This window comes from Roseicella aerolata, assembly GCF_020523605.1.
GTDB lineage: Bacteria > Pseudomonadota > Alphaproteobacteria > Acetobacterales > Acetobacteraceae > Paracraurococcus > Paracraurococcus aerolatus.
This window is the reverse complement of the sequence record NZ_JAJAQI010000003.1, coordinates 131,715-154,860: the sequence shown is the minus strand read 5'-3', so window position 1 is coordinate 154,860 and position 23,146 is coordinate 131,715. Positions and strand designations below refer to the sequence as shown.

Here is a 23,146-nt window from a genome sequence, read left to right as displayed (position 1 = left end):
TCAGTAGAATGACGCTTTCGTGAGCAATGGAGCCCTCCGAACATGATCCGGCCGCTGCCACTGCTCGGTCCTGCGCAGGAGCGCGAAGTACGGCAAGGCGGGCCGCCTGTGGGAGCCCCCGGCGGTAGAGGAGCGCCGCGGCCGCGGCGCCTGTATGGAACGCCCGCAGAGGGTCAAGACAGCCGCGAGGAACAGATCAACCCGGAAGCCCTTGGCACCCAGCGGCAAAGGGCAGCGCGCCCGAGAGGATTTGAACCCCTAACCCCCAGATCCGAAGTCTGGTGCTCTATCCGGTTGAGCTACGGGCGCCCCGGAGAGGAATATAGGGAGGAAACTGGCGCGCCCGAAAGGATTCGAACCTCTGACCCCCAGATTCGTAGTCTGGTGCTCTATCCAGCTGAGCTACGGGCGCCTGAACCAGAATGAAACGCAGCAAGGGAAAATGGCGCGCCCGAAGAGATTCGAACTCCTGACCCCCAGATTCGTAGTCTGGTGCTCTATCCAGCTGAGCTACGGGCGCGCATTCCGCCTTGCGGCGAGGCGGGCGAAATAGCGGAGGCGGCGATGCCGCGCAACCCCCTTCTCTCGCCCGCAGGCGTATCGCCCGGCCGCGGTGTCGCGGCCGGGCGGTGGACTCAGGCGGAAAGCTTCTCCAGCTCGCGCACCACGGCCTCGCCCATCACGGAGGTGCCGACGCGGGCCATGCCGGGCTGCATGATGTCAGCGGTGCGGAGGCCGCCGGCGAGGACCTTTTCGATCGCCGCCTCCAGCAGCTTCGCATCCTCCTCCAGGCCGAAGGACCAGCGCAGCAGCATGGCGAAGGAAAGCATCTGGGCACAGGGATTGGCCACGCCCTTGCCGGCGATGTCCGGGGCCGAGCCATGGATCGGCTCATAGAGCGCGTGGCGCTTGCCCGTGGTGGGGTCCACCGCGCCGAGCGTCGCCGAGGGCAGCATGCCGAGCGAGCCGGTCAGCGCCGCCGCCAGATCGGACAGCACGTCGCCGAACAGGTTGTTGCCGAGGATGACGTCGAACTGCTTGGGACGGCTGCAGAGCTGCATGGCGCAGTTGTCGGCATACATGTTCTCGAGCTGCACGTCCGGATACTCGGCCTTGTGCACCTCGCCGACCACGGCGCGCCAGAGGCGGCCGGACTGCATGACATTGGCCTTCTCGACGCTGGTCACCTTGTTGCGGCGCTTGCGCGCCAGGTCGAAGGCGACGCGGGCGACGCGGGCGATCTCGTCCTCATGATAGACATCGGTGTCGAAGCCGCGGCGCTTGCCGTCGGGCAGGGTCTCGACGCCGCGCGGCTCGCCGAAATAGACGCCGCCCACCGTCTCCCGCACCACCATGATATCGACGCCACGGACGATGTCGGGCTTCAGCGAGGAGGCCTCGACCAGCGGATCGAGCACCACGGCCGGGCGGAGATTGGCGAACAGGCCGAGATCCTTGCGCAGCCGCAGGATGCCGAGTTCCGGCCGCTGCTCGAAGGGCAGGCTGTCCCATTTCGGGCCGCCGACGCTGCCGAAGAGCACGGCATCGGCCGCCCTGGCCTTCGCCACGGTCTCGTCCGGGCAGGGCGAGCCGACGGCATCAATGGCGCCGCCGCCGACCAGGCCTTCCTCGATCTCGAAGGAGAGGCTGCGGCGCCGGTCCATCCAGTCGATGATCCGGCGCACTTCACCCATGACCTCCGGCCCGATGCCGTCGCCCGGCAGGACCAGAAGCTTCTTGTTGGCAGGCATTGGTCGTCTCCGTCCTCGCCGCCCCGCGGACGGCGTCAGCAGGGGGTGCGAAAGACGGCGGCGATCAGCCGCCGGCGAGCCAGGGCTGGGACGCCTTCCGCTTCGCCTCATAGGCATCGATGGCGGAGGCGTGCTGCAGGGTCTGGCCGATATCGTCGAGCCCGTTCAGCAGCAGGTGCCGGCGCAGCGGGTCGATCTTGAAGGGAATCTCCTCCCCGTTCGGCCGCACCACCACCTCGCGCTCCAGATCCACGGTGAGGCGCGCATTGCCGCCCATCCGCGCATCCTCCATGAGCTGCTCGCAGACCTCCCGCGGCAGCCGCACCGGCAGGACGCCGTTCTTGAAGCTGTTGTTGTGGAAGATGTCGGCGAAGTCCGGCGCGATGACGCAGCGGATGCCGAAATCCAGCAGCGCCCAGGGCGCGTGCTCACGGCTCGAACCACAGCCGAAATTCTCGAAGGCGATGAGGATCTCGGCCTTTCGATAGGGCTCCTGGTTCAGGACGAAGTCGGGGTTCTCCGACCCGTCCTCCCGGTACCGGAAATTGGCGAAGAGGTTCTTGCCAAAGCCGGTGCGGCTGATGGACTTGAGGAAGCGGGCCGGGATGATCTGGTCCGTGTCCACATTCGCCTTGGGCAGCGGCGCGGCGATGCCGGTGAGCTTGGTGAAGGCCTGCATCACACGGTCCCCCCTTACTGGGCTTGCTGGGGCTGGAAGTCGCGGACATCGGCCAGGTGGCCGGCGATCGCCGCCGCCGCCGCCATGGCGGGCGAGAGCAGATGCGTGCGGCCGCCGGGGCCCTGACGCCCCTCGAAATTCCGGTTGCTGGTGCTGGCGCAGCGCTGGCCGGGCGTCAGCTTGTCCGGGTTCATGCCGAGGCACATGGAGCAGCCGGCCTCGCGCCACTCGAAGCCCGCCTCCTGCAGGATGCGGTCCAGCCCCTCCTCCTCGGCCTGCGCCTTCACGAGGCCGGAGCCGGGGACCACCATGGCGCGCACGCCCTCCGCCACCTTGCGGCCGCGGGCGACGGCGGCGGCGGCGCGGATGTCCTCGATGCGGCTGTTGGTGCACGAGCCGACGAAGACCACGTCCACCTTCAAGTCCTGCAGGCGCTGGCCGGGCTGGAGGCCCATATACTGCATCTTGCGGCGCATCTGCTCGCGCCGCGCCTCGTCCGCCGCCTCCTCCGGGTTCGGGACGATGCCGGTGATCGGCAGCACGTCTTCCGGGCTGGTGCCCCAGGTGACCTGCGGCGCGATCTCATGCGCCGCCAGCTTCACCACCTTGTCGAAATGCGCGCCCGCATCGGTCGGCAGCGTCTTCCAGTACTCGATCGCGCGCTCCAGCGCCTCGCCCTTCGGGGCCATCGGGCGGGTGCGGACATAATCGTAGGTGGTCTGGTCCGGCGCGACCATGCCGGCCCGGGCGCCGCCCTCGATCGACATGTTGCAGACCGTCATGCGGCCGGCCATGTCGAGCGCGCGGATCGCGTCGCCGGCGAATTCGATGACATGGCCGGTGCCGCCCGCCGTGCCGATCTTCCCGATGATCGCCAGCACGATGTCCTTGGCGGTGCAGCCGAGGGCGAGGTTGCCCTCCACCAGCACCTGCATGTTCCTGGCCGGCTTCTGCAGCAGCGTCTGGGTGGCGAGCACATGCTCGACCTCCGAGGTGCCGATGCCGAAGGCCAGCGCGCCCATGGCACCATGCGTGGAGGTGTGGCTGTCGCCGCAGACGATCGTCATGCCGGGGAGCGAACGGCCCAGCTCCGGCCCGATGACATGGACGATGCCCTGGCGCTGGTCGAGCAGCGGGATGAAGGGCACGCCGAATTCCTGGACGTTCCGCTCCAGCGTCTCGACCTGCACCCGGCTCTCGGGGTCCTCGATACCGGTGTAGCGGGAGGCATCGGTGGCGATGTTGTGGTCGATGACGGCGAGCGTCGCCTCCGGCCGCCGGACCTTGCGGCCGGCCTGGCGCAGGCCGTCGAAGGCCTGCGGCGTCGTCACCTCATGGGTCAGGTGGAGGTCGATGTAGAGCAGCGCCGTGCCGTCCGGGAGCGTCTCCACCACATGGGCGTCCCAGATCTTGTCGAAGAGAGTGCGCGGCTTCTGCCCTGACATGCGTTGTCCCTACCCGTTCTTGCTTGCGCCCCGCGCCGAGCCGCGCGGGGCGACGTTACATCAGGCCTGTGCGGCTGCCGCGGCCGGCTTCGCGGCCTCGGGCGCCTCGCGGTTCACCGCCCGCTCCTGGATGCGGGCGGACTTGCCGGTGCGGCCACGCAGGTAATACAGCTTCGCGCGGCGCACCTTGCCGCGGCGGACCACCGCGATCTCGGCGATGGAGGGGCTGTAGAGCGGGAAGACGCGCTCCACGCCCTCGCCATAGGAGAGCTTGCGGACCGTGAAGTTGCTGTTCACGCCGCGGTTGCTGCGCGCGATCACCACGCCCTCATAGGCCTGGGTGCGGGTGCGCTCGCCTTCCACCACCTTCACCATTACGCGGACGGTGTCGCCCGGGCCGAATTCCGGCACCGCGCGGGCGGAGACGAGGCGGGCCATCTGCTCCGCCTCGAACTGCTGCAGCAGGTTCATGGTCTGGTCCTTTCCTTGATCTTTAGGCGGCGGCGGGGCGGCCGTCCATGGCCCCCGCCCCCGCAGCGTTTTCGGTCGTCGCGGCAGGGGGCGCCGCAGGCGCCCGGTCCCGGCCGGCAGTCTCGATGTGGCGCGCCCAGAGATCCGGGCGCCTTTCGCAGGTGATGCGTTCCGCCTCGGCCTGGCGCCAGCGTGCCACCTCCGCATGGTGGCCGCTGAGCAGCACCGGCGGGACGGCGCGGCCCTGCCATTCGGCGGGCCGGGTGTAGTGCGGGTATTCCAGCAGGCATTCACGCCCCTTGGGGGAGAAGCTCTCCTCCTCCCCGCTCGCGGCCGCGCCCATGACGCCCGGCAGCAGCCGGACGCAGGCATCGAGCAGGACCATCGCCGCCGGCTCCCCGCCCGAGAGGACGTAGTCGCCGATGGAGACCTCCCGCAGGCCGCGGGCTTCGATGACCCGCTGGTCCACCCCTTCATACCGGCCGCAGAGCAGGATCAGGCCCGGCCCGGCCACGAAATCCCGCACCATGGCCTGGTCCAGCGGCCGCCCGCGCGGCGTGAGATAGACCGCCGGGCGGTCGGGCCCGGCCGCCAGCGCCGCCGCGATCGCCGCATCCACCACATCCGGGCGCATCACCATGCCGGCGCCGCCGCCGAAGGGCGTGTCGTCCACGGTGCGGTGCCGGTCGGTGGCGAAGCTGCGGATATCGAAGCTGTCGATCGCCCAGCGCCCGTCCCGCAGCGCCTTCCCGGCCAGGGACTGGCCGAGCGGGCCCGGGAACATCTCGGGGAAGAGGGTGAGGACGGAGGCGTGCCACGTCATGCCGCATGCTCCTCCCCGGGCTGGGGCGGGACGACGACCTCCTCGGGCGGCACGACGACCACGCGGCCGCCGGCGATGTCCACCACCGGCACGGCGGCCCGGGTGAAGGGGATCAGCCGCTCGGGCGGCCCGTCCAGCACCAGGAAGGCGCCGGCGCCATGCTCCTCCACGTCCCGGACCAGGCCGAGGCCCTGCCCCGCCTCCGTCTCGGCGCGGAGGCCGATCAGGTCGGCGAGGTAGTATTCCTCCTCCTCCGGCGGCGGCAGCCGGTCCCGCTCGACATAGAGCTTCGTGCCGGTCAGGCGCGCGGCGGCGTCGCGATCGGCGATGCCCTCGATCCGCGCCAGCCCTTCGGCCAGCAGCGTGAGCGGGAAGCGGCGCGCGCCGGATTCGTCGGTCAGCGGGCCATAGCTGGCGATGGCGGCGGGATCGGCGGTGAAGCTGCGCAGCTTCACCAGGCCGCGCACACCATGCGGCCTGCCGATCTCTCCCACCAGGATGCGCTTGCCCGCCATGACCTATGGCCTACCGGAACGCCTTGTCAGCCGGCCGCGGCAGCCGCGGCAGCGCGCTCCTGAGCCTTCTTCTTCGGCGCGGACTTCTTCGGCTGCTCCGGGAAGACCGGCATCGGCGCTAGGCCCTTATGGCCGAGGAACTTCGCCACGCGATCGGTGGCGACCGCGCCCTGGCTGATCCAGTGCGTCACGCGCTCATCCTGCAGGCGCACGCGCTCGGCATGGTCGGAGGGCAGCATCGGGTTGTAGCTGCCGATCTTCTCGATGAAGCGGCCGTCGCGCGGGCTGCGGCTGTCGGCCACCACGATGTGGTAGTAGGGGCGCTTCTTGGCGCCGGCGCGCGCGAGGCGGATCTTCAGGCCCATGGTCTCAGGTCACTCCTGGGTAAAGGTCTAGAAAGGCTTCCGGCCACCGGGGAGGTTCATCCCCTTGGGCAGCAGGGCGCCGAGGCCACCCCGCATCAGCCCCTTCTGGCCGAGCTTGTTCATCCGCTTCATCATCGCGGACATGTCGTCGAAATTCTTCAGCAGCTTGTTGACCTCCTGCACGGTGGTCCCGCTGCCGGCGGCGATACGCTTCTTGCGGCTCGCCTTGATGATGTCGGGCGCGCGGCGCTCCTTCGGCGTCATCGAGCCGATGATGGCCGCCTGCCGCTTCAGCATGGCGTTGTCGAGATTCGCGCCCTCGATCTGCTGCTTCATCTTGCCGATGCCGGGCAGCATGCCGAGGATGCCCGACAGCGAGCCCATCTTGCCGATCTGCTTCAGCTGGTTGGCGTAGTCCTCCAGGCTGAACTGGCCCTTCTGCATCCGGGCGGCCATCTTCTCGGCCTCGTCCCGGTCGATGGTCTCGGCCGCGCGCTCCACCAGGCTGACGATGTCGCCCATGCCGAGGATGCGGCCGGCGATGCGGTCGGGGTGGAAATCCTCGAGCGCATCCAGCTTCTCGCCGGCGCCGAGCAGCTTGATCGGGGCGCCGGTGACAGCCCGCATGGACAGCGCCGCGCCGCCGCGGGCATCGCCGTCGATCCGGGTCATGACGATGCCGCTGACCCCGACCTTCTCCTGGAAGGCGCGGGCGGTGTTCACCGCGTCCTGGCCGGTCATGGCATCCACGACCAGCAGTGTCTCATGCGGCCGGGTCGCGGCCTTGACCTCGGCGACCTCGGCCATCAGCGCCTCGTCGATCGCGAGGCGGCCGGCGGTGTCGAGGATGACGACATCGAACAGCTCGCGCCGGCCGAGATCCATGGCGCGTTCGGCGATCTGCAGCGGGGTCTGGCCGGGGACGATCGGCAGGCTGGTGACACCCACCTGCTTCGCCAGCGTCTCGAGCTGCAGCTGAGCCGCCGGGCGGTGCACGTCGAGGCTGGCCAGCAGCACCTTCTTCTTGTCGCGGTTCTTCAGGCGAAGCGCGATCTTGCCCGAGGTGGTGGTCTTGCCCGAGCCCTGCAGGCCGACCATCAGCACCGGCACCGGCGAGGGCGCGTTCAGGTCGATGCCGCGCGCACCGGTATCCGCCTCGCCGCCGCCCAGCGCCTCGACCAGCGCGTCGTTGACGATCTTGATGACCTGCTGGGCGGGCGAGACGCTCTTCAGCACCTCGGCGCCCACGGCGCGCTCGCGCACCCTGGCGGTCAGGTCCTTGACCACCGGCAGGGCGACATCGGCCTCCAGCAGCGCGACGCGGACCTCGCGCAGCGCTTCCTGCACATCGGCTTCCGAGAGCGCGCCACGGCGGCGCAGCCGGTCGAAGACGCCGTTCAGCTTGCTGGACAGGGCCTCGAACATGCGGCCTGCCTGACCCCCACTCGTTGCGGGGGCTGGCATGCCCCCAAAAGGAAACGCGCCGCTGCGCGAGCCTTCGCGGAGCGGCGGAGCCCCCTGCCCGGCAGGGGACCTCGGTCGGGAAGATCCCGGGTGGGTGCTGCTACGCCCGGGCGGGCCCGGCGTCAAGGGAAAGCGGGGCCCGGGCCGCCGGCACCGGGCCAGCGGCAATTCCCACCGGCAAAAGAAATGCCCGGAACGGGTCCGGGCATGGCGGGTCTGGTCCGGGGATCGGGAAGCCCGGGCGGCAACCCGCCCGCCACCCCTATTTCGGCGCCAGCACCATGATCATCTGGCGGTTCTCCAGCCGCGGCATCTGCTCGACCTTGATGGTTTCGCCGAGATCCACCCGGATCCGCTCCAGCACCTTGATGCCCAGGTCCTGGTGCGCCATCTCGCGGCCGCGGAAGCGCAGGGTCACCTTCACCTTGTCGCCCTCGCCGATGAAGCCCTTCATCTGGCGCATCTTCACGTCGTAGTCGTGGTCGTCGATGTTCGGGCGGACCTTGACTTCCTTGATCTCGACGACCTTCTGCTTCTTGCGGGCCTCGTTGGCCTTCTTCTGCTGCTCGTACTTGTACTTGCCGTAGTCGGTGATCTTGCAGACCGGCGGGACGGCGTTCGGGCTGATCTCGAGCAGGTCCAGACCGACCTCATAGGCGCGCAGCAGCGCATCCCGGGCGGACATCACGCCGATCATCTCGCCGTTCTGGTCGATCAGCCGCACCTGCGGAACGCGGATATCCTCGTTGACCCGGGGGCCATCGCGCGTCGGCGGCTGATTCGAAATGGGTCCTCTTGCTATGGTCGGCTCCTGTCGCTGTGGAAACGGCTTAGGTCGTCTCTTATGGGGCTTGACTTATCCGGCTGCAACCACCCGGTCAGGGGGTGTCGCCTCCGCGGCCAGCAATTCCGCCGCCTGCGCGAGAGGCAGCGTGGCCTGTTCGCGTCCGGGCAGGCGGCGCAGCACCAGGGCACGCTCCTCTGCCTCCCGCCGGCCGACCACGGCCAGCACCGGCACACGCTGGTCGATATGGTCCACCACCTTGCGGTTGATCTTCTCGTTCCGCAGGTCGAGTTCCACCCGCAGCCCGGCGGCCTGCAGCGCCGCCGCGGCCTCCCGCGCGAAGGGCGCGGCCTCGTCCACGATGGTCGCCACCACCACCTGGACCGGGGCGAGCCAGAGCGGGAAGCGGCCGGCATGCTGCTCGATCAGGATGCCGATGAAGCGCTCGAAGCTGCCGAGGATGGCGCGGTGCAGCATGACCGGCCGCTTCCGTGATCCGTCTTCGGCCACGTATTCCGCATCCAGCCGCTCCGGCAGCACGAAATCCACCTGCAGCGTCCCACATTGCCAGTCCCGGCCGATGGCGTCGCGCAGCACGAATTCCAGCTTCGGGCCGTAGAAGGCGCCCTCCCCCGGGTTCAGCGTGTAGTCCACGCCGGCGATCCGGCAGGCTTCCTTGAGCGCGCCCTCGGCCTGGTCCCAGACCGCGTCCGTCCCGGCGCGCTTGGCCGGCCGGTCGCTGAACTTCACCCGGAATTCGGCGAAGCCCAGGTCGCGGTAGATGGAGGAGAGCAGCTCGACGAAGGCCACCGTCTCGGCGGCGATCTGCTCCTCCGTGCAGAAGATATGCGCATCGTCCTGGGTGAAGGCCCGCACCCGCATGATGCCGTGCAGAGCGCCCGAGGGCTCGTAGCGGTGGCAGGAGCCGAACTCGGCCATGCGCAGCGGCAGTTCCCGGTAGGACCGGAGGCCCTGGTTGAAGATCTGCACATGGCAGGGGCAGTTCATCGGCTTCAGGGCGAGGACGCGGTCCTTCTCGTCCTCGTCCTCGACCCGCGCGATGAACATGGCCTCGCGGAACTTCTCCCAGTGGCCGGAGGCCTCCCAGAGCTTGCGGTCCAGCAGTTGCGGCGTCCGCACCTCCTGATAGGCGGTCGCGTCCAGCCGCCGGCGCATGTAGTCCTCCAGCACCCGGTAGAGCTTCCAGCCCTTCGGATGCCAGAAGATGCTGCCCGTCGCCTCCTCCTGGAGGTGGAACAGCCCCATCTCCTTGCCAATCTTACGGTGGTCGCGCTTCTCCGCCTCCTCCAACTGGTGGAGATAGGCGTCCAGCTCCTTCTGGTCGCGCCAGGCCGTGCCGTAGATGCGCGACAGCATGGCGTTGCGGTGGTCGCCGCGCCAATAGGCGCCGGCCACCTTCATCAGCTTGAAGGCGGAGCCGACATCGCCGGTGCCACGCATGTGCGGGCCGCGGCAGAGGTCGATCCAGTCGCCCTGGGAGTAGAGGCTGATCTCCTCCGTCGCCGGCAGGTCGCGGATGAGCTCGGCCTTGTAGCTCTCGCCCCGGGCCTCGAAGAAGGCGATCGCCTCGTCGCGGGGCATCACCGAGCGGACGAAGCGGCTGTTGCGGGCCACGATCTCCCGCATCTTCGCCTCGATCGCGGCGAAATCCTCGGGCGTGAAGGGCTCGTTGCGGGCGAAGTCGTAGTAGAAGCCGTTCTCGATGGCCGGGCCGATCGTCACCTGGGTGCCCGGAAACAGCGCCTGAACCGCCTCGGCCAGCACATGGGCGGCATCGTGCCGGATCAGCTCCAGCGCCTCCGGGTCCTTGCGCGTGATGAAGCGCACCGCGGCATCGGCCGCGATGGGTGTCGCCAGGTCCTTCGTCGCGCCGTCCACCTGCATCGCGAGGGCGGCCTTCGCCAGGCCCGGGCCGATCGCCGCCGCGATCTCGGTGCCCGTCACCGGCGCATCGAACTGGCGCACGGATCCGTCGGGCAGGGTGATCGCAGGCATGGGCTGGCTCGCTCCTCTCGGGGGCTGAAGGGCGCGGACCATGGGCAGGCCGCCCCGCCCGCGTCAAGCTTCGCTGGACATGCGCCACCGGCGGCATAGAAGGCCCTGGTCCAAGGGGGACCCGACATGCCCACCGCCGGGCCGCCGCTGCGCGCCGCCCTCTATATCGATTTCGACAATGTCTTCTCCAGCCTCGCCGCCATCGACGAATGGGCGGCCTGGAGCTTCGCGACCGAACCCGGGCGCTGGCTGGCCTGGCTGGAATCGGGCGCGGATAGCGGCCCGCGGCGGCTGCTGGTCCGCCGCTGCTACCTGAACCCGGCTGGCTGGCATGAGCCGGAGCCGGGCGGCCGCTTCGCCGCCTGGATCCAGCAGCCGCGGGTCTATTACAGCCGCTTCCGCGCGGATTTCGTCCGCGCCGGCCTGCAGGTGGTGGATTGCCCCCGCCTCGCCCGCCTGAAGAACGGCGCGGACATGGTGATGGCGCTCGACATCCTGGACGCCCTCGCCCACCCGACCCATTTCCAGGAATTCCTGATCCTCTCGGGCGACAGCGACTTCACCCCGCTGCTGCACCGGCTGCGCGCGCATGACCGGCGGAGTCTCGTCGTCACCCACCCGCTCTCCGCCCAGGCCTTCCGTGCCGCGGCCGATGCGGTCATCGGCTTCGAGACCTTCGCGGAGGCGACGCTGACAGAGGACGCGCCGACCAACGCCTCGGCGCCGCGCCAGGCCGCCGCGGCGCCGGCCCAGGCGGACCCGCCCGCCGATGCCGTGCCCGACCCGGGGGAGCCGGTGGCGCAGCGCGCCGCCATCCTCGCCCTGCTGCGCGAGCAGGTCGCGGCGGCGGAGGAGCCGCTGCATCTGCCGGCCCTCGGCAAGCGCATCCACCAGCTCGGCGGCGCCTGGATCCGGCAGTCGCGCTTCGGCGGCGCCGGGACGCTCGCCAAGCTGATCGAGGGCGCCGAGGGGCTGGCGCTGGAGGCGGGGCCGGGCGGCGGCTGGCTCTACGACCCGGCGCGGCATGCCCGCCCCTCGCTCCGGCAGCCCGGGCTGGCGGACGACCCGCTCTCGCGTCTGATGGCGGATCTGCGCGCGGCCCTTGGCCCGGCGCTGGAGGTGCCGCAGATCGGGCCGGTGGAGCTGGATTTCGCCCTGCGCCGCCTGGCCGGCATGCTGCCGCAGGCGGGCCCGCCGGGTGCCGAGGCGCGGGCCGCGCTGGCCGCCGAGGCGATGGGCGCCGGGCTCGACCTGCCGGCCCGAGCGATCGAGGCGCTGGCGCTCTGGCTGAACCGCGCCCGGGTGGACTGGCGCAGCCCGGCGGATGAGGAGACGCCGGCCCGCTTCGGCCGCGCCCTTTTCGCCGAGATCACGCGCCAGGCGGCCGCGGCCGGGGCACGCCTGCCGCCCGATACGCTGGCGGCCCTCCGGGAGTGGATCGGCCTCGGCCCTCGCCCGGGCCCGGAGCCGGCGCCCGAGGAGGCGTCCCCCGCTCCACCGGGCTGACCGGCTGAACCCGGGCCGCATGGCCCGTGGCGGGGCGCCGGTGATCCGCCGAAATGACAACCGCACGCGCCCTGTATGCCGGTGCCGCGGACGGGTATGCTTCACATCGTGGAAAAACCAGTTACGTCTGCCTTGCAGATTCAGAATACGCCGATCGCCGGACGGCCGCCCCATGCACCTCGCCGCGCCGGCCATCCGGCAGCGGCCTGCCACTGCCGGCTGCCATGATCGAAGGGCCGGGCCGGCCGGATTCGGGCGAAGAGGGCGGGCGGATCGCCCGGGACCTTGCCGAGCGGACGGCGGATCTGCAGGCGGTGGAGGCCGCGAATGCGGCCCTGCGCCGCGCCAATGCGGAGTTGTGGGCCAGCCGCGCCGCGCTCGCGGCCAGCGAGGCCCGGCTGCGCCTCGCCCTCGCCGCCGCGCGCATGGCGCATTGGGAATGGGATGTGCCGGGCGACCGCGTGACAGGCTCGGCCGGGCGGGAGGCGCTCTATGGCCGCCCGGCCGGGACCCTGGACACCACGATGGCGGTGCTGGACGCCGTGCATCCGGAGGATCGGGAGCGCTGCGCCGCCACCATCCGACGCGCTCTGTCCCGCCCGCCCGGCGAGGACGCGTTCGATGCGGCCGAGTTCCGCGTCACTCATCCGGACGGCACGGTCCGGTGGCTGCGCTCCCAAGGACGGGTGACGGAGCGCGACCCGGTGAGCGGCCAGGCGCTGCGGGCGGCCGGCGTCACCTTCGACATCACCCAGCGGCGGGAGGCCGAGACGCGCTACCGGGTGTTGTTCGATGCGGCCCCCTTCGCCGTCATCGTCATCGACCCGGCCAGCCACCGCATCCTCGACGTCAACGCCCAGGCCTGCGCCGATTACGGCTATCCGCGGGAGGAGTTCCTCCGCCTCTCGATCGGCGATATCGACGTGCTCGGCGACCAGGAGGCAATCCGCCAGCGCGGCCGCGCCCACCGCCTCGCCACGGGCGCGCAGGAATTCGAGGCGCAGCACCGGACCCGCAACGGGGTGCTGCGGGACGTGCTGGTGCGGGTCCAGGGGGTCGATCTTGGCAGTGGCCGGGTCGCCTACGGCGCACATGTCGACATCACCGCCCGCAAGGCGGCCGAGGCCGCATTGCGGCGGAGCGAGGAGCGGCTGCGGGTCGCGATGGAGGCGGGCGGCCTCGGCGCCTGGGAGGCCGACATCGCCACCGGCCGCATGCGCTGGGATGCGCGGCTGGCGGCGATCCTCGGCCGCGAACCGGCGGAGACGGAGCTGGACCGGGCCGCGATCGCCGCGCAGATCCACCCCGGGGATCGCCCCGCCGTCGCGGCCGCCTTCCGCCGGGCGATCGAGACCGGCGGCGACTATGCTGCGGAGTTCCGCATCCGCCGCTCCGATGGCGAGGAGCGCTGGCTGCGGAGCTGGGGCCGCGCGCTGCCGGAGGACCGGCCGGCCGGGCGCCGCATGGCCGGCGTGGTCGCCGATGTCACCGACCGCAAGCGCGTGGAAGAGCGCCAGGCGCTGCTGATGCGGGAGATGGATCACCGCGGCAAGAACGTGCTGGCGGTGGTGCAGGCCGCGCTGCGCCTGACGCCGCGGGACGATCCGCACAGCTATGCGCGGATGGTGGAGGGGCGGGTCTCGGCGCTGGCCCGGGCGCATACCCTGCTCGCCGAGAATGGCTGGACCGGCGCCGACCTCGCCACGCTGCTCCGGGCCGAGCTGCAGCCCTTCCTCTCGGGCGAGGGGCCGGCTCCGGGGGCGCCGCGCATCCTGGTCGAGGGCCCGGCGCTGACCGTCGTGCCGGAGGCGGCGCAGGCCATCGGCATGGCGATGCACGAGCTGGCAACCAACGCCTCGAAATACGGCGCGCTCTCCGTCGCCGGCGGCCAGGTGGCGCTGGACTGGCAGGTGGCGGAGAGCGAAGGCCGGCTTCGGCTCCGCTGGCAGGAACGGGGCGGCCCGACGCTGGCGGGCCCGCCACCGGTCGCAGGCTTCGGCACGCGCGTCCTGCAGGCGACGCTGGAGCGGCAGTTGGGCGGCGCGCTCCGGCGCGCCTGGCGGGCCGAGGGGCTGGTGGTGGAGGCCGAGCTGCCGCTGGCGAGCCTGCGGCCGCGCTGAAGGACGGGCCACCGGCCATCGCGGCCTAGAGAAGATCGCGGAGGGGCGTGAACGCCCCGCAGCGTGAATCTGCTCTACGGACAATGGCCTGCAGCGGATTGGCGTTCAGTTTTGAACGCAATCCGCTGTAGAGAAGATCGCGGGAGAGCGTGCACGCCCCGGAGCGAGACCCTGCTCCGCGACCAATGGCCTTTGGCGGATGGGCGTTCAGTTCCGAACGCAACCCGCTGCAGCCGGCAGGGCGGCCCGGGTGGAACGGATCGCGGCGGGGCGTGCATGCCCCGGAGCGAGACCCTGCTCCGCGATGCACGGCCTGCCGGCGGAGGAGCTTCGGCCATGGGCGCGCCATCCGAGGGTGGCGGCTTCGCGTCGGTGCTTTCCGGACCCGGGCTGGGCGGTGTGCCTGCCGCGCCAGGCGGCCACCGCAGATCGGCACCACATGCATGACGCGAAACACGGTCCGGCACCGCTCGGGGGCTGGGTCGAATGCTTCTTGAGGCATCCGCCTGCATGGCTGTGAAACCGCCGATTTTCACAACTTATAGGATCATTCCTGACGCCAGCTCGCCGCACCGGCGGCGCCCGGCTTCGGTGCGACCCGCGGAAGGACACCTTAGACTCTCAAAAATTACACTCGTGGCGTTTTTCTATTTTTTGGAACTTGACCGCAATAGGTAATCAACCACAGTTTCATTGCGCACAGAACGTTAACAAAAAAGAGATCCCCGATGTCTGGCATCCTGAGCGGCACGAACAACGCCGACTACATCGACACCGCCACCCGGCTGGGCCTCGGGATCGCCGCCTATGTGGCGGCGGGAGGCGGCGCCGATCGCGTCCTGGGCAGCAGCGGGAACGACACCCTGCTCGGCGAGGACGGCAACGACCAGCTCGTCGGGGGTGCCGGCCATGACAGCCTGGATGGCGGCATCGGCAATGACAGCCTGAACGGCGGCGACGGCAATGACACCCTCATCGGCGGCGACGGCAGCGACCAGCTGATGGGCTACGCCGACAATGACAGCCTGATCGGTGGCGCCGGCATGGATACCCTGCAGGGCGGGGACGGGGACGACACCCTGGATGGCGGCGACGACCTCGACTCGCTCTCGGGCAACAACGGCAACGACCTGCTCTATGGCCGTGGCGGCGATGACCGCATGAATGGCGGCGACGGCAGCGATACACTTTATGGCGGCGACGGCAGGGACAGCCTGGACGGCAGCAGCGGCCACGACCTGCTGTATGGCGAGGCCGGCAATGACACCATCCTGGGCGGCGACGGCAACGACACCATCGATGGCGGCGCCGAGGCGGATATCCTGATGGGCGGCGCCGGCGACGACCAGGTTGCGGGTGGCGCGGGCCATGACACGCTGGAAGGCAATGCGGGGGCGGATACCGTCGCCGGCGGCGAGGGCGACGATCTCGTCAAGCAGAGCCCGGCCGCCGCCCCGGCCAGCGGCCTCGATCTCCTCGATGGTGGCGAGGGCTTCGACACCCTGCTGGTGAACCTGACCGGCACGCAATGGCTCGATGCCGGCATCCAGGCCGACCTCTCCGGTCTGTCCGGGCATTTCGCCGGCCCGACCTCGGACAGCGAGAGCTACATCGCCACGGCGCTGAGGCTGTCCGCCATCCGCTTCGAGGCGCTGACGGTGCTGGTGGATGGCGTGAGCGCGCCGACCGGGATCACCCTTGCGGGCAACAGCGTCGCCGAGAATGCGGATGGCGCCGTGATCGGCGTCCTGACGACGGTCGGCCCGGCGCCCGCTACCGGCATCACCTACGCGGTCGACGATGCCCGCTTCGAGGTGGCCGAAGGCGTGCTGAAGCTCAAGGAAGGCCGGGCGCTCGACCACGAGGCGGCGTCCAGCATCAACCTCAACCTCACTGCCACCACCGATGCCGGCCTGAGCCTCGGCAGGACCTTCACCATCAGCGTCACCAATGTGAACGAGGCACCGGTCATCACTTCAGGCGCCGCGGCCAGCCTGGCCGAGAACATCGGCACCCAGGTCGCGGTCTACACCGCCACCGCCACCGACCCGGAGGGCGATGCGATCGCCTGGTCGATCGCCGGTGGCGCCGATGCCAGCCTGTTCGCCATCAATGCCTCGACCGGCGCGGTCACCTTCAGGGCCTCGCCCAACTTCGAGGCCCCGACCGACCACGGCGCCAACAATGTCTACGACATCATCCTCCGCGCCACGGCCGCCGGCCAGACCACCGACAAGGCGGTCGCCATCAGCGTGACCAATGTGAACGAGGCGCCCGTCGTCTCGACGCTCATCCCGGATCTGGTCGTCACCCTGAACCAGGCGATGGCCTCGTTCAGCGTGTCCGGCAACTTCGCGGACCCGGACGGCACCCCGCTGACCTACTCGCTCGTCAGCGGCGCGGCGGCGGGTGTCAGCTTCAACGCCGCCACCGGCACCTTCAGCGGCACGCCCACGGCGCTCGGCAGCTACACCTTCACCGTGCGGGCCTCGGACGGCACCTTCTCGGCCAGCGACACCTTCCGCCTCAGCGTTGTGACCAGCACCACCGCCTCCCCCACCCCGCAGGCCGACCGGTTCGACTTCCGCGGCACCACCACGCCGCTGAGCCTCAACCTCCTCAGCGGCGACGACACCGTCTTCGGCGGAAGCGGGGCCAATACCTTCGATGGCGGCTCCGGCATCGACTACATCTTCGGCGGCGACGGCAACGACTCGCTGGCGGGTGGCGGCAACAACGATATCCTCATCGGCGGCGCCGGTAATGACACGATGCATGACGGCAATGGCAACGCCGATATCTTCGCCTTCATCGCCGGCGACAACGGCATCGACCGGATCACCGGCCTGTCCGACAAGAACTTCATTGTCTTCGGCACCGGCACCGGGGTGACGAGCACCGCCCACTTCAGTGTCACACCGGACGGCGGCAATACCGTGATCTCCTGGTCCAATGCCCAGTCGAACGGCCATGTCACGCTGGTCGGCTACACCGGCGTGGTGAACTACCAGTACAATTACGATGTGAGCTGGATCGCCTGATATCCTGCCCCCGCGCCGCGCGACAGGCGGCGCGGGAGGTCCTGAAGGGGTGGGGATGGCCGGGCCGCCGGCGACCCGGCCATTCCCGGCACGGCGCCATCCGGCCCGGGCCGCGGCCCCCGAACCGGCCGGAACCCATGGTGCCGCGAGCCCCCGGGGGCTCGCGGCGTGCTTCGCCGGGGCAGCGCCGGTCAGGCCGCCACCAGCCCCGCCAGCGCCGTCCTTGCCTCCGCCACCTCGAGCCTTGCCAGGCTGTCCCGCCGTAGCACCGCCACCGCCCGTCCGCGCGGGGCGCAGAGCGCCGGGTCGCTCTCCGGCCCGAACAGCGCGAGCGTCGGGCAGCCGGCCGCGGCCACCAGATGCGTCGGGCCGGTATCGTTGCCGATGGCGAATTCCGCCCGCCGCGCCACCGCGCCGAGCGCGGCGTAGCTGGTGCGGCCCGTCAGGTCGATGCCACCCGGCGCGCGCGCCAGGATCTCGGCCGCCAGCGGCCGCTCCGCCGGCCCGCCCACCACCGCGACCGGCAGGCCCAGCCCGGCCGCCAGCGCCGCGAAATGCGCCGCCGGCCAGCGCTTGCCCGGCCGCCCGGGGGAGGCACCAGGGATCAGCAGGGCGAAGCGTGGCGGCAGGGCATAGTCCGCGATATCGGCATCCAGCCAGGACAGGTCGGGTTGCGGGAATTCCGTGATGCCGGCCATCGCCAGTTGCTCGCGCTGGCGCTCCACCGTGTGCATCAGGTCGCGCAGCGGATTGTCGTGCGGGTGGCTGGCGCCGCGGGCGATGCCGGACCACTCCACCCCAGGCCCGACCAGCCAGCGGTAGCGGGAGGACCGGGCGGAGGTCTGCAGGTCATAGACGCGCCGGAAGCCGCCGCCGCGCAGCCGCCGGGCCAGCCGCCAGATGGCGGGCAGGTCGGTCCAGGAAGGCCGGCCATCCGCCCAGACCGCATCGAACCACGGGCTGCGCGCGGCCAGTTCCGCATAGGGCGGCGTCGTCAGCAGGGTGATCCGCGCCTTCGGGTGATGCGCCCGGATGGCCGCGAAGGGGCCAAAGGCCTGCACGAAATCGCCGAGCGCGGCGAGCTTGATGACGAGGATCGCCTCGCTCATGCCAGTTCCCGGTAGACGTCGAGCGTGGCGTCCTGCATGGCGCGCGTCGTGTAGCGTGTCATGACATGCGCCCGCGCCCGCGCGCCGATCGCGGCCCGCGCCTCGGCCGGCATCTCCAGCGCGGCCCGCAGCGCCGCGGCGAGCGCGGCCGGGTCGCCCGGCGTCACCCGCCAGCCGGTGACGCCCTGCTGCACCGTCTCGCGCGGCGCGCCGAGATCGGCGGCAATCACCGGCCGTGCCATGGCCTGCGCCTCGATCACCGTGCGGCCGAAGGCTTCCGGATCGGTCGAGGCATGCACCACGATATCGGCCAGCAGCAGCGCGGCCGGCATGTCCTCGGCATGGCCGACCAGATGCACCCGGTCCGTGAGGCCGAGCGTGGCGATCCGCGCCCGCAGCGCGGCCCGGAAGGCCTCGTTGCCGCCGCCGACCAGCAGCGCCACCGCCTCCGGCACCTGTGTCATGGCCTCGACCAGCACGCCCTGGCCCTTCCAGCGGGTCAGCCGCGCCGGCAGCAGGATGACGGGCCGGCCGGGGAGCACTTGCCAAGCGGCGCGCAGCGCCTCCAGCCGTGCGGGCGCCACCGCGGCGGGGTCGAACAGCGCCGGGTCGACGCCGCGCGGAATGACGCGGATGCGTTCGGGGCCGGTCCCGTGCCGTTCCCGGATATGGCCGGCGATGAAGCTGCTGATGGCGATCACCCGCTCGCCCCGCGCCATGACCGAGTTGTAGAGCCGCTTGCCCGGGAAATTCTCGTTGTAGGTGCCGTGATAGGTGGTGACGAAATGCGCGCCCGTGCGCCCCGCCGCCAGCAGCGCCGACCAGGCCGGGGCGCGGGAGCGGGCATGGAGGATGCGGACGCCCTCCGCCCGTACCAGCCCGGCGAGGGCGCCGGCATTGCGCAGGATGCCGAGGGGAGACTTGCTCCGCAGCGGCAGGGTGATGTGGCGGGCGCCGAGCGCCTCCAGCGGCGCGACCAGCGGCCCGCCGGCCGAAGCGACCAGGGCGCGGCCGCCGGCCCGGATGATGGCCTCGGCGATCTCCAGCGTGCCCCGCTCCACCCCGCCCGAGACGAGGGCGGGCAGCACCTGCAGGACGGTGAGGTCGGAAGGCGAGGAGGGCATCAGCAGGTGGTAGCGGCGCCGCCGCGGCGCGTCATCCCCGGTCGCGCCCGCGCCGCCGATGCGCAGGATCGCCGCGGGCCGCGCGCATCGGCGGGCCAGGCCGGTCAGGCGATCGGGGCCGGCGCGGCGATGCCGGCCGCCGCGGCCCGGGCCGCCAGCACCGGCGGGATAGTGGGATGCAGCGCCACGCCTTCCGCCATTGCCTGCGCGCGGCGCTGCCAGGCGCGCTCGCCCGGCAGGCGCGGCGCCGGGCCGCCCGGCACGGGCGGGTTGGCGTGCACGGCGTCCGCCATCCAGCCGGTCTCGCGCAGGAAGGCCTCGGTGCCGCCGAAGCGGGCCGGGTCGATGACCATGACGAGGACGGAAGCCCCCCAGCCGGCCGGCGGGTCGGCCCGCCCATAGCCGCCGAGGGCCGAGGTCAGCGCCTCCACCATCAGGCCGAGGCCGAAGCCCTTGTGCCCGGCCGCCATGCCGCCGAGCGGCAGCAGCGTGCCCGCCGGTTCGGTGAAGAAGGCCTCTGGGTCGTTGGTCGGCCTGCCCTCCGCATCCAGCAGCGCGGGATAGGGGAAGCGCGTGCCCTCGGCGCGGCGGCGGCCGGTCATGCCATTGGTGGTGATGGACATGGAGACATCGATCATGACGGGGCCCGTCGGGCTGGGCCAGCCGGCGGCGATCGGGTTCGGGGTGATGACGCGCCGCGTGCCGCCCCAGGGCGCGACCGAGGCGGTGCCGGGATCGGAGGAGAGGACCAGCAGCACCTGCCCGCGCTCCACCACCCGCGGGAGATAGGCGGCCAGGCAGGCGATGTGGTGGGCGCGGCGGATGGAGACGGCGGCGAGGCCGAAGGTCATCGCGCGCTCGGAGGCGAGGTCGGCGGCGCGGCGCACTAGCCAGGGCCCCGGCAGCTTGCCGCCTTCCCAGGTCTCGGCGACCGGCGTCGCGGTGAGGACCGTCGGCCGCCCCTCCCCCTGCATGTCGCCGCTGGCGAGGCCATCGAGATAGGGGGCGAGCAGGGCGAGGCCATGGGTATCGTGGCCCATCAGGTCGCCCTCGACCAGCACATCGGCGACGACCGTGGCCTTCTCCTCCTCCATCCCGCCGCGCTCGAACAGGGTGGCGGCAAAGGCGCGCAGCGCGCCGGCATCCCAGCGGGTGGTCATGGGCAGGACTGCGGGGGAAGGCGAGGGATGCGGCGCAAGGCGGACTCTCCGGCGCGGGTGACGCCGCGTTCCTCGGCGCAAGCGAGGCGTTCGTCAACCATGCGTCATGGCGGCCGGCCTGCGTCCTGACCTGCGGCCGCCATCGGCGGCTGAGGCGGCACCGGCGCCGAAGGCCGCATCCATGCCTCCGCATTGATGCGGAACAACATCAGAGGCGGGTGAGGCAAAGCCCGGGGATGGGAGGCACGGGCACCGGTGCGGCGCCGAGGGCGTAGGCCGCCCGGCGCAGCCGCGCCGTGTCGGTGGCGGCGAGTATGACGATGCCGTCGCCGAGTCCCGCCAGCGGCGCATCGGCCAGCACGGCGAGCAGCGGCGCCTGCCCGGCCGGCAGGGTGAAGGCGACCAGGGCCGGGCCGCGCGCCGGCAGCGCCGCGCCGGCGGCGCCGAGCAGCAGCAGGACGGTCGCCACGCCGCGCGGCAGGGCCGGCGCGCGCCGGCGCCAAGCCCAGCCGAGAGCGATGGCGGCGATGCCGAGGCCGAAGAAGACGAGGTCCCAGAGCAGCGGCTGCGGGCTGTCCTGCCGGATGCGGTGCAGGCCGAGCACCCAATGGACCACCACGGCGTCCACCACGTGCCAGAGGCCGAAGCCGATGGCGAGCCAGCCGGCCGGCACCCGCCCCGGCCTGCCCCAGAGCAGGGCGAGGCCGAGCGCCAGGAGGATGTAGTGCGCGGTGTGGAACAGCCCGTCCCAGCTGACATGCATCCGGTCCAGCTCGACCGTGCCGCCGGGGATCCAGCCGCTCAGCAGATGGTGCCATTGCAGGATCTGGTGCAGCAGGATGCCGTCGAAAAAGCCGCCCAGGGCGAAGCCCAGCAGCCCCGCCGCCCAGGCTCCGCGCGCCCGCTCTTCCGCCATGCTCCTGCCCTCCGTCACCGTCGGGCCAACGATTATGGCGCGCGGGGGTTCAGGCGCCCTTCACGCCCCCCGCCGTCAGCCCCGCCACGATCTGCTTCTGCGCCACCAGCGTCAGCAGCAGCACCGGCAGCGTCACCAGCAGCGCCGCGGCCGAGAGCGGGCCCCAGCTGATCTGCTCGAAGGTCAGCATGTTGTTGACTGCGACCGGCAGCGTCCGGGTCTCCCGTCCCGCCAGCACCATGGCGAAGACGAAGTTGTTCCAGGAAAAGATGAAGGCGAGGATGGTCGCCACCGTGATCCCCGGCCTCGCCAGCGGCAGCGCCACATGGCGGAAGGCCTGCCAGATGGTCGCGCCATCCACCAGCGCCGCCTCCTCCAGCTCCCCCGGCAGCCCCTCGAAGAAGGAGATCATCACCCAGACCACGATGGGAACGGTGATGACGAGGTGGCTGATGACGATCGGCAGCAGCGTCCCGGTCAGCTCCAGCCACTGGAACAGGAGGAAGAGCGGGATGAGGTAGGACAGGCCCGGCGTGATGCGGGCGATCAGGATCAGCGCCGCCGCCCGGATGGCGCGCATCTTGGCGATGCCGTAGCCCGCGGGCACGCCGACCAGCAGGGCGAGGCCGGTGGCCGAGAAGGACACCACCACGCTGTTCCAGGCAAAGAGGAGGAAGTCGTTCCGCGCGAAGACCTCCCGGTAATTGTCCAGGGTCGGCGGGTCCGGGAGGAAGACCGGCGGCCAGGCGGTGTTGTCCAGCTCGTTCTTCAGCGACAGCGAGAGCATCCAGAGGAAGACCAGCACCGCCGGCGAGACCAGGGCGAGGACGGCGAGGCCGAAGCCGGCATCGGCGGCGAGGCGGCGCAGGCGCCTGATCGCCGGGGAGCGTGGCCCGGGCGCGTGGCCCGGCTGCCCGACCATGCCGCGCCTCATGTCACCTTCACCCGCTGGCGGGTCCAGAGCAGCAGCGCCGCGAGGACCATGATGATGGCGAAGAAGACGACCACCACCGCCGAGGCGTAGCCGACATTGTAAAAGGCGAAGGCCTGCAGGTAGAGGAAGATGTTGATCGTCTCGCTGGCCTGGCCCGGCCCGCCCTGGGTGATGACATAGATGGTGTCGAAGGCCTTCAGCGCGTCGATGGTGCGGATGATCAGCGCCACCACGATGAAGGGCGCGAGCAGCGGCAGGGTGATGTGGCGGAAGGCCTGCCAGGGCGAGGCGCCGTCGATCTTCGCCGCCTCATAGGGGTCGGTCGGCAGGGAGGCGAGGCCGCCCAGGATCAGCAGCATGACCAGCGGGGTCCAGTGCCAGACCTCGACCATCACCAGGGTCGGGATCACCGTCTCCGCGGAATAGACCCACATGGAGGGCGGAAGCCCGACCTGGGTCAGCAGCCAGTTCAGCACGCCGAGCTGCGGGTGGAACATCATAGTCCAGACCAGCGCCACCGCCACGGGCGTCGCCATCATCGGCAGGATGAAGACGGTGCGCGCCAGGCCGCGCAGCGGGAAGCGGCGGTGGAAGCACAGCGCGGCGGCGAGACCCAGAACCATGGGCGCCACCACCGCCAGCACGGTGTAGAGCAGGGTCCGCAGCACCGCCCAGCCGAAGCGGGCATCGGTGAAGAGACGGACGTAATTCTCCAGCCCCACCCAGCGCCGCTCGCTGCCCAGATGCCAGTCGAAGGCGGAGACATAGAGGGTGAAGAGCCAGGGGAAGAGGATGACGGCGACGACCACCACCGCCGCCGGCACCACGAACCAGGCATAGCGCCTGGCGTAGTTGCGGCGGCCGCGCGGCAGCGCCGCCTCGGCCGGGCCATCCAGGATGGCGATGTCGCGCGGCATCAGGCG

The 23,146-nt window shown here is 71.1% G+C and carries 19 protein-coding genes and 3 tRNA genes; 3 read left to right on the top strand and 19 right to left on the bottom strand.

Annotated elements, in window-relative coordinates:
- Positions 1-235 precede the first annotated feature (235 nt).
- The 13 genes from LHA35_RS03240 to thrS form a co-directional block, all read right to left on the bottom strand.
- Positions 236-309: transfer RNA gene (locus tag LHA35_RS03240), tRNA-Arg, on the bottom strand.
- A gap of 26 nt (positions 310-335) precedes the next feature.
- Positions 336-412, bottom strand: a tRNA-Arg gene (locus LHA35_RS03235).
- 31 nt (positions 413-443) lie between these two features.
- Positions 444-520, bottom strand: a tRNA-Arg gene (locus tag LHA35_RS03230).
- A gap of 115 nt (positions 521-635) precedes the next feature.
- Entirely contained in the window at positions 636-1,751 is a 1,116-nt protein-coding gene (gene leuB, locus LHA35_RS03225; RefSeq protein ID WP_226604386.1) for a 3-isopropylmalate dehydrogenase, read from the bottom strand.
- A gap of 64 nt (positions 1,752-1,815) precedes the next feature.
- A complete protein-coding gene (leuD, locus tag LHA35_RS03220; protein ID WP_226604385.1) occupies positions 1,816-2,430 on the bottom strand; it encodes a 3-isopropylmalate dehydratase small subunit in 615 nt (204 codons plus the stop codon).
- A gap of 14 nt (positions 2,431-2,444) precedes the next feature.
- The gene (gene leuC / locus LHA35_RS03215) at positions 2,445-3,875 is read right to left on the bottom strand and encodes a 3-isopropylmalate dehydratase large subunit (RefSeq protein WP_226604382.1); all 1,431 of its coding nucleotides are present in this window, start codon (positions 3,873-3,875) and stop codon (positions 2,445-2,447) included.
- 60 nt (positions 3,876-3,935) lie between these two features.
- The gene (gene rplS / locus LHA35_RS03210) at positions 3,936-4,346 is read right to left on the bottom strand and encodes a 50S ribosomal protein L19 (protein ID WP_226604379.1); all 411 of its coding nucleotides are present in this window, start codon (positions 4,344-4,346) and stop codon (positions 3,936-3,938) included.
- 22 nt (positions 4,347-4,368) lie between these two features.
- Positions 4,369-5,169, bottom strand: a complete 801-nt coding sequence (gene trmD, locus LHA35_RS03205) for a tRNA (guanosine(37)-N1)-methyltransferase TrmD (RefSeq protein WP_226604378.1) — start codon at positions 5,167-5,169, stop codon at positions 4,369-4,371.
- Positions 5,166-5,684 (bottom strand): ribosome maturation factor RimM, encoded by a 519-nt coding sequence (gene rimM, locus LHA35_RS03200; RefSeq protein WP_226604377.1) that lies wholly within the window; start codon positions 5,682-5,684, stop codon positions 5,166-5,168. Before rimM ends, trmD begins: the two co-directional genes overlap by 4 nt.
- Before the next feature lie 26 nt (positions 5,685-5,710).
- Positions 5,711-6,049, bottom strand: a complete 339-nt coding sequence (rpsP, locus tag LHA35_RS03195) for a 30S ribosomal protein S16 (protein ID WP_226604376.1) — start codon at positions 6,047-6,049, stop codon at positions 5,711-5,713.
- A gap of 27 nt (positions 6,050-6,076) precedes the next feature.
- A complete protein-coding gene (gene ffh / locus LHA35_RS03190; protein ID WP_226604375.1) occupies positions 6,077-7,474 on the bottom strand; it encodes a signal recognition particle protein in 1,398 nt (465 codons plus the stop codon).
- 301 nt (positions 7,475-7,775) lie between these two features.
- On the bottom strand, positions 7,776-8,300 hold the full coding sequence (gene infC / locus LHA35_RS03185) for a translation initiation factor IF-3 (protein WP_226604650.1): 525 nt from the start codon (positions 8,298-8,300) through the stop codon (positions 7,776-7,778).
- 69 nt (positions 8,301-8,369) lie between these two features.
- The gene (gene thrS / locus LHA35_RS03180; RefSeq protein ID WP_226604374.1) at positions 8,370-10,313 is read right to left on the bottom strand and encodes a threonine--tRNA ligase; all 1,944 of its coding nucleotides are present in this window, start codon (positions 10,311-10,313) and stop codon (positions 8,370-8,372) included.
- A 126-nt stretch (positions 10,314-10,439) separates the two neighbouring features.
- On the opposite strand from thrS, the gene LHA35_RS03175 reads away from it, so the two are divergent.
- From LHA35_RS03175 to LHA35_RS03165, 3 genes are all read left to right on the top strand, one after another.
- Positions 10,440-11,819 (top strand): NYN domain-containing protein, encoded by a 1,380-nt coding sequence (locus LHA35_RS03175; protein WP_226604373.1) that lies wholly within the window; start codon positions 10,440-10,442, stop codon positions 11,817-11,819.
- Positions 11,820-12,043: 224 nt separating this feature from the next.
- A complete protein-coding gene (locus tag LHA35_RS03170) occupies positions 12,044-13,939 on the top strand; it encodes a PAS domain-containing protein (protein WP_226604371.1) in 1,896 nt (631 codons plus the stop codon).
- A 728-nt stretch (positions 13,940-14,667) separates the two neighbouring features.
- The gene (locus LHA35_RS03165) at positions 14,668-16,980 is read left to right on the top strand and encodes a calcium-binding protein (RefSeq protein WP_226604369.1); all 2,313 of its coding nucleotides are present in this window, start codon (positions 14,668-14,670) and stop codon (positions 16,978-16,980) included.
- Between the two features lie 191 nt (positions 16,981-17,171).
- On the opposite strand, the gene LHA35_RS03160 is transcribed toward LHA35_RS03165, so the two are convergent.
- The 6 genes from LHA35_RS03160 to LHA35_RS03135 form a co-directional block, all read right to left on the bottom strand.
- Positions 17,172-18,089, bottom strand: coding sequence for a glycosyltransferase family 9 protein (locus tag LHA35_RS03160; RefSeq protein ID WP_226604367.1), 918 nt, complete (start codon positions 18,087-18,089; stop codon positions 17,172-17,174).
- A complete protein-coding gene (locus LHA35_RS03155) occupies positions 18,086-19,213 on the bottom strand; it encodes a glycosyltransferase family 4 protein (protein WP_226604364.1) in 1,128 nt (375 codons plus the stop codon). The genes LHA35_RS03160 and LHA35_RS03155 overlap by 4 nt, the downstream gene beginning before the upstream one ends.
- A gap of 104 nt (positions 19,214-19,317) precedes the next feature.
- On the bottom strand, positions 19,318-20,373 hold the full coding sequence (locus LHA35_RS03150) for an Ldh family oxidoreductase (RefSeq protein WP_226604362.1): 1,056 nt from the start codon (positions 20,371-20,373) through the stop codon (positions 19,318-19,320).
- A gap of 208 nt (positions 20,374-20,581) precedes the next feature.
- Complete coding sequence (locus LHA35_RS03145; RefSeq protein ID WP_226604361.1) at positions 20,582-21,289, bottom strand: DUF2243 domain-containing protein; 708 nt, start codon at positions 21,287-21,289, stop codon at positions 20,582-20,584.
- Positions 21,290-21,338: 49 nt separating this feature from the next.
- A complete protein-coding gene (locus LHA35_RS03140; RefSeq protein ID WP_226604359.1) occupies positions 21,339-22,223 on the bottom strand; it encodes a carbohydrate ABC transporter permease in 885 nt (294 codons plus the stop codon).
- Entirely contained in the window at positions 22,220-23,140 is a 921-nt protein-coding gene (locus LHA35_RS03135; RefSeq protein ID WP_226604357.1) for a carbohydrate ABC transporter permease, read from the bottom strand. The genes LHA35_RS03140 and LHA35_RS03135 overlap by 4 nt, the downstream gene beginning before the upstream one ends.
- Positions 23,141-23,146 lie beyond the last annotated feature (6 nt).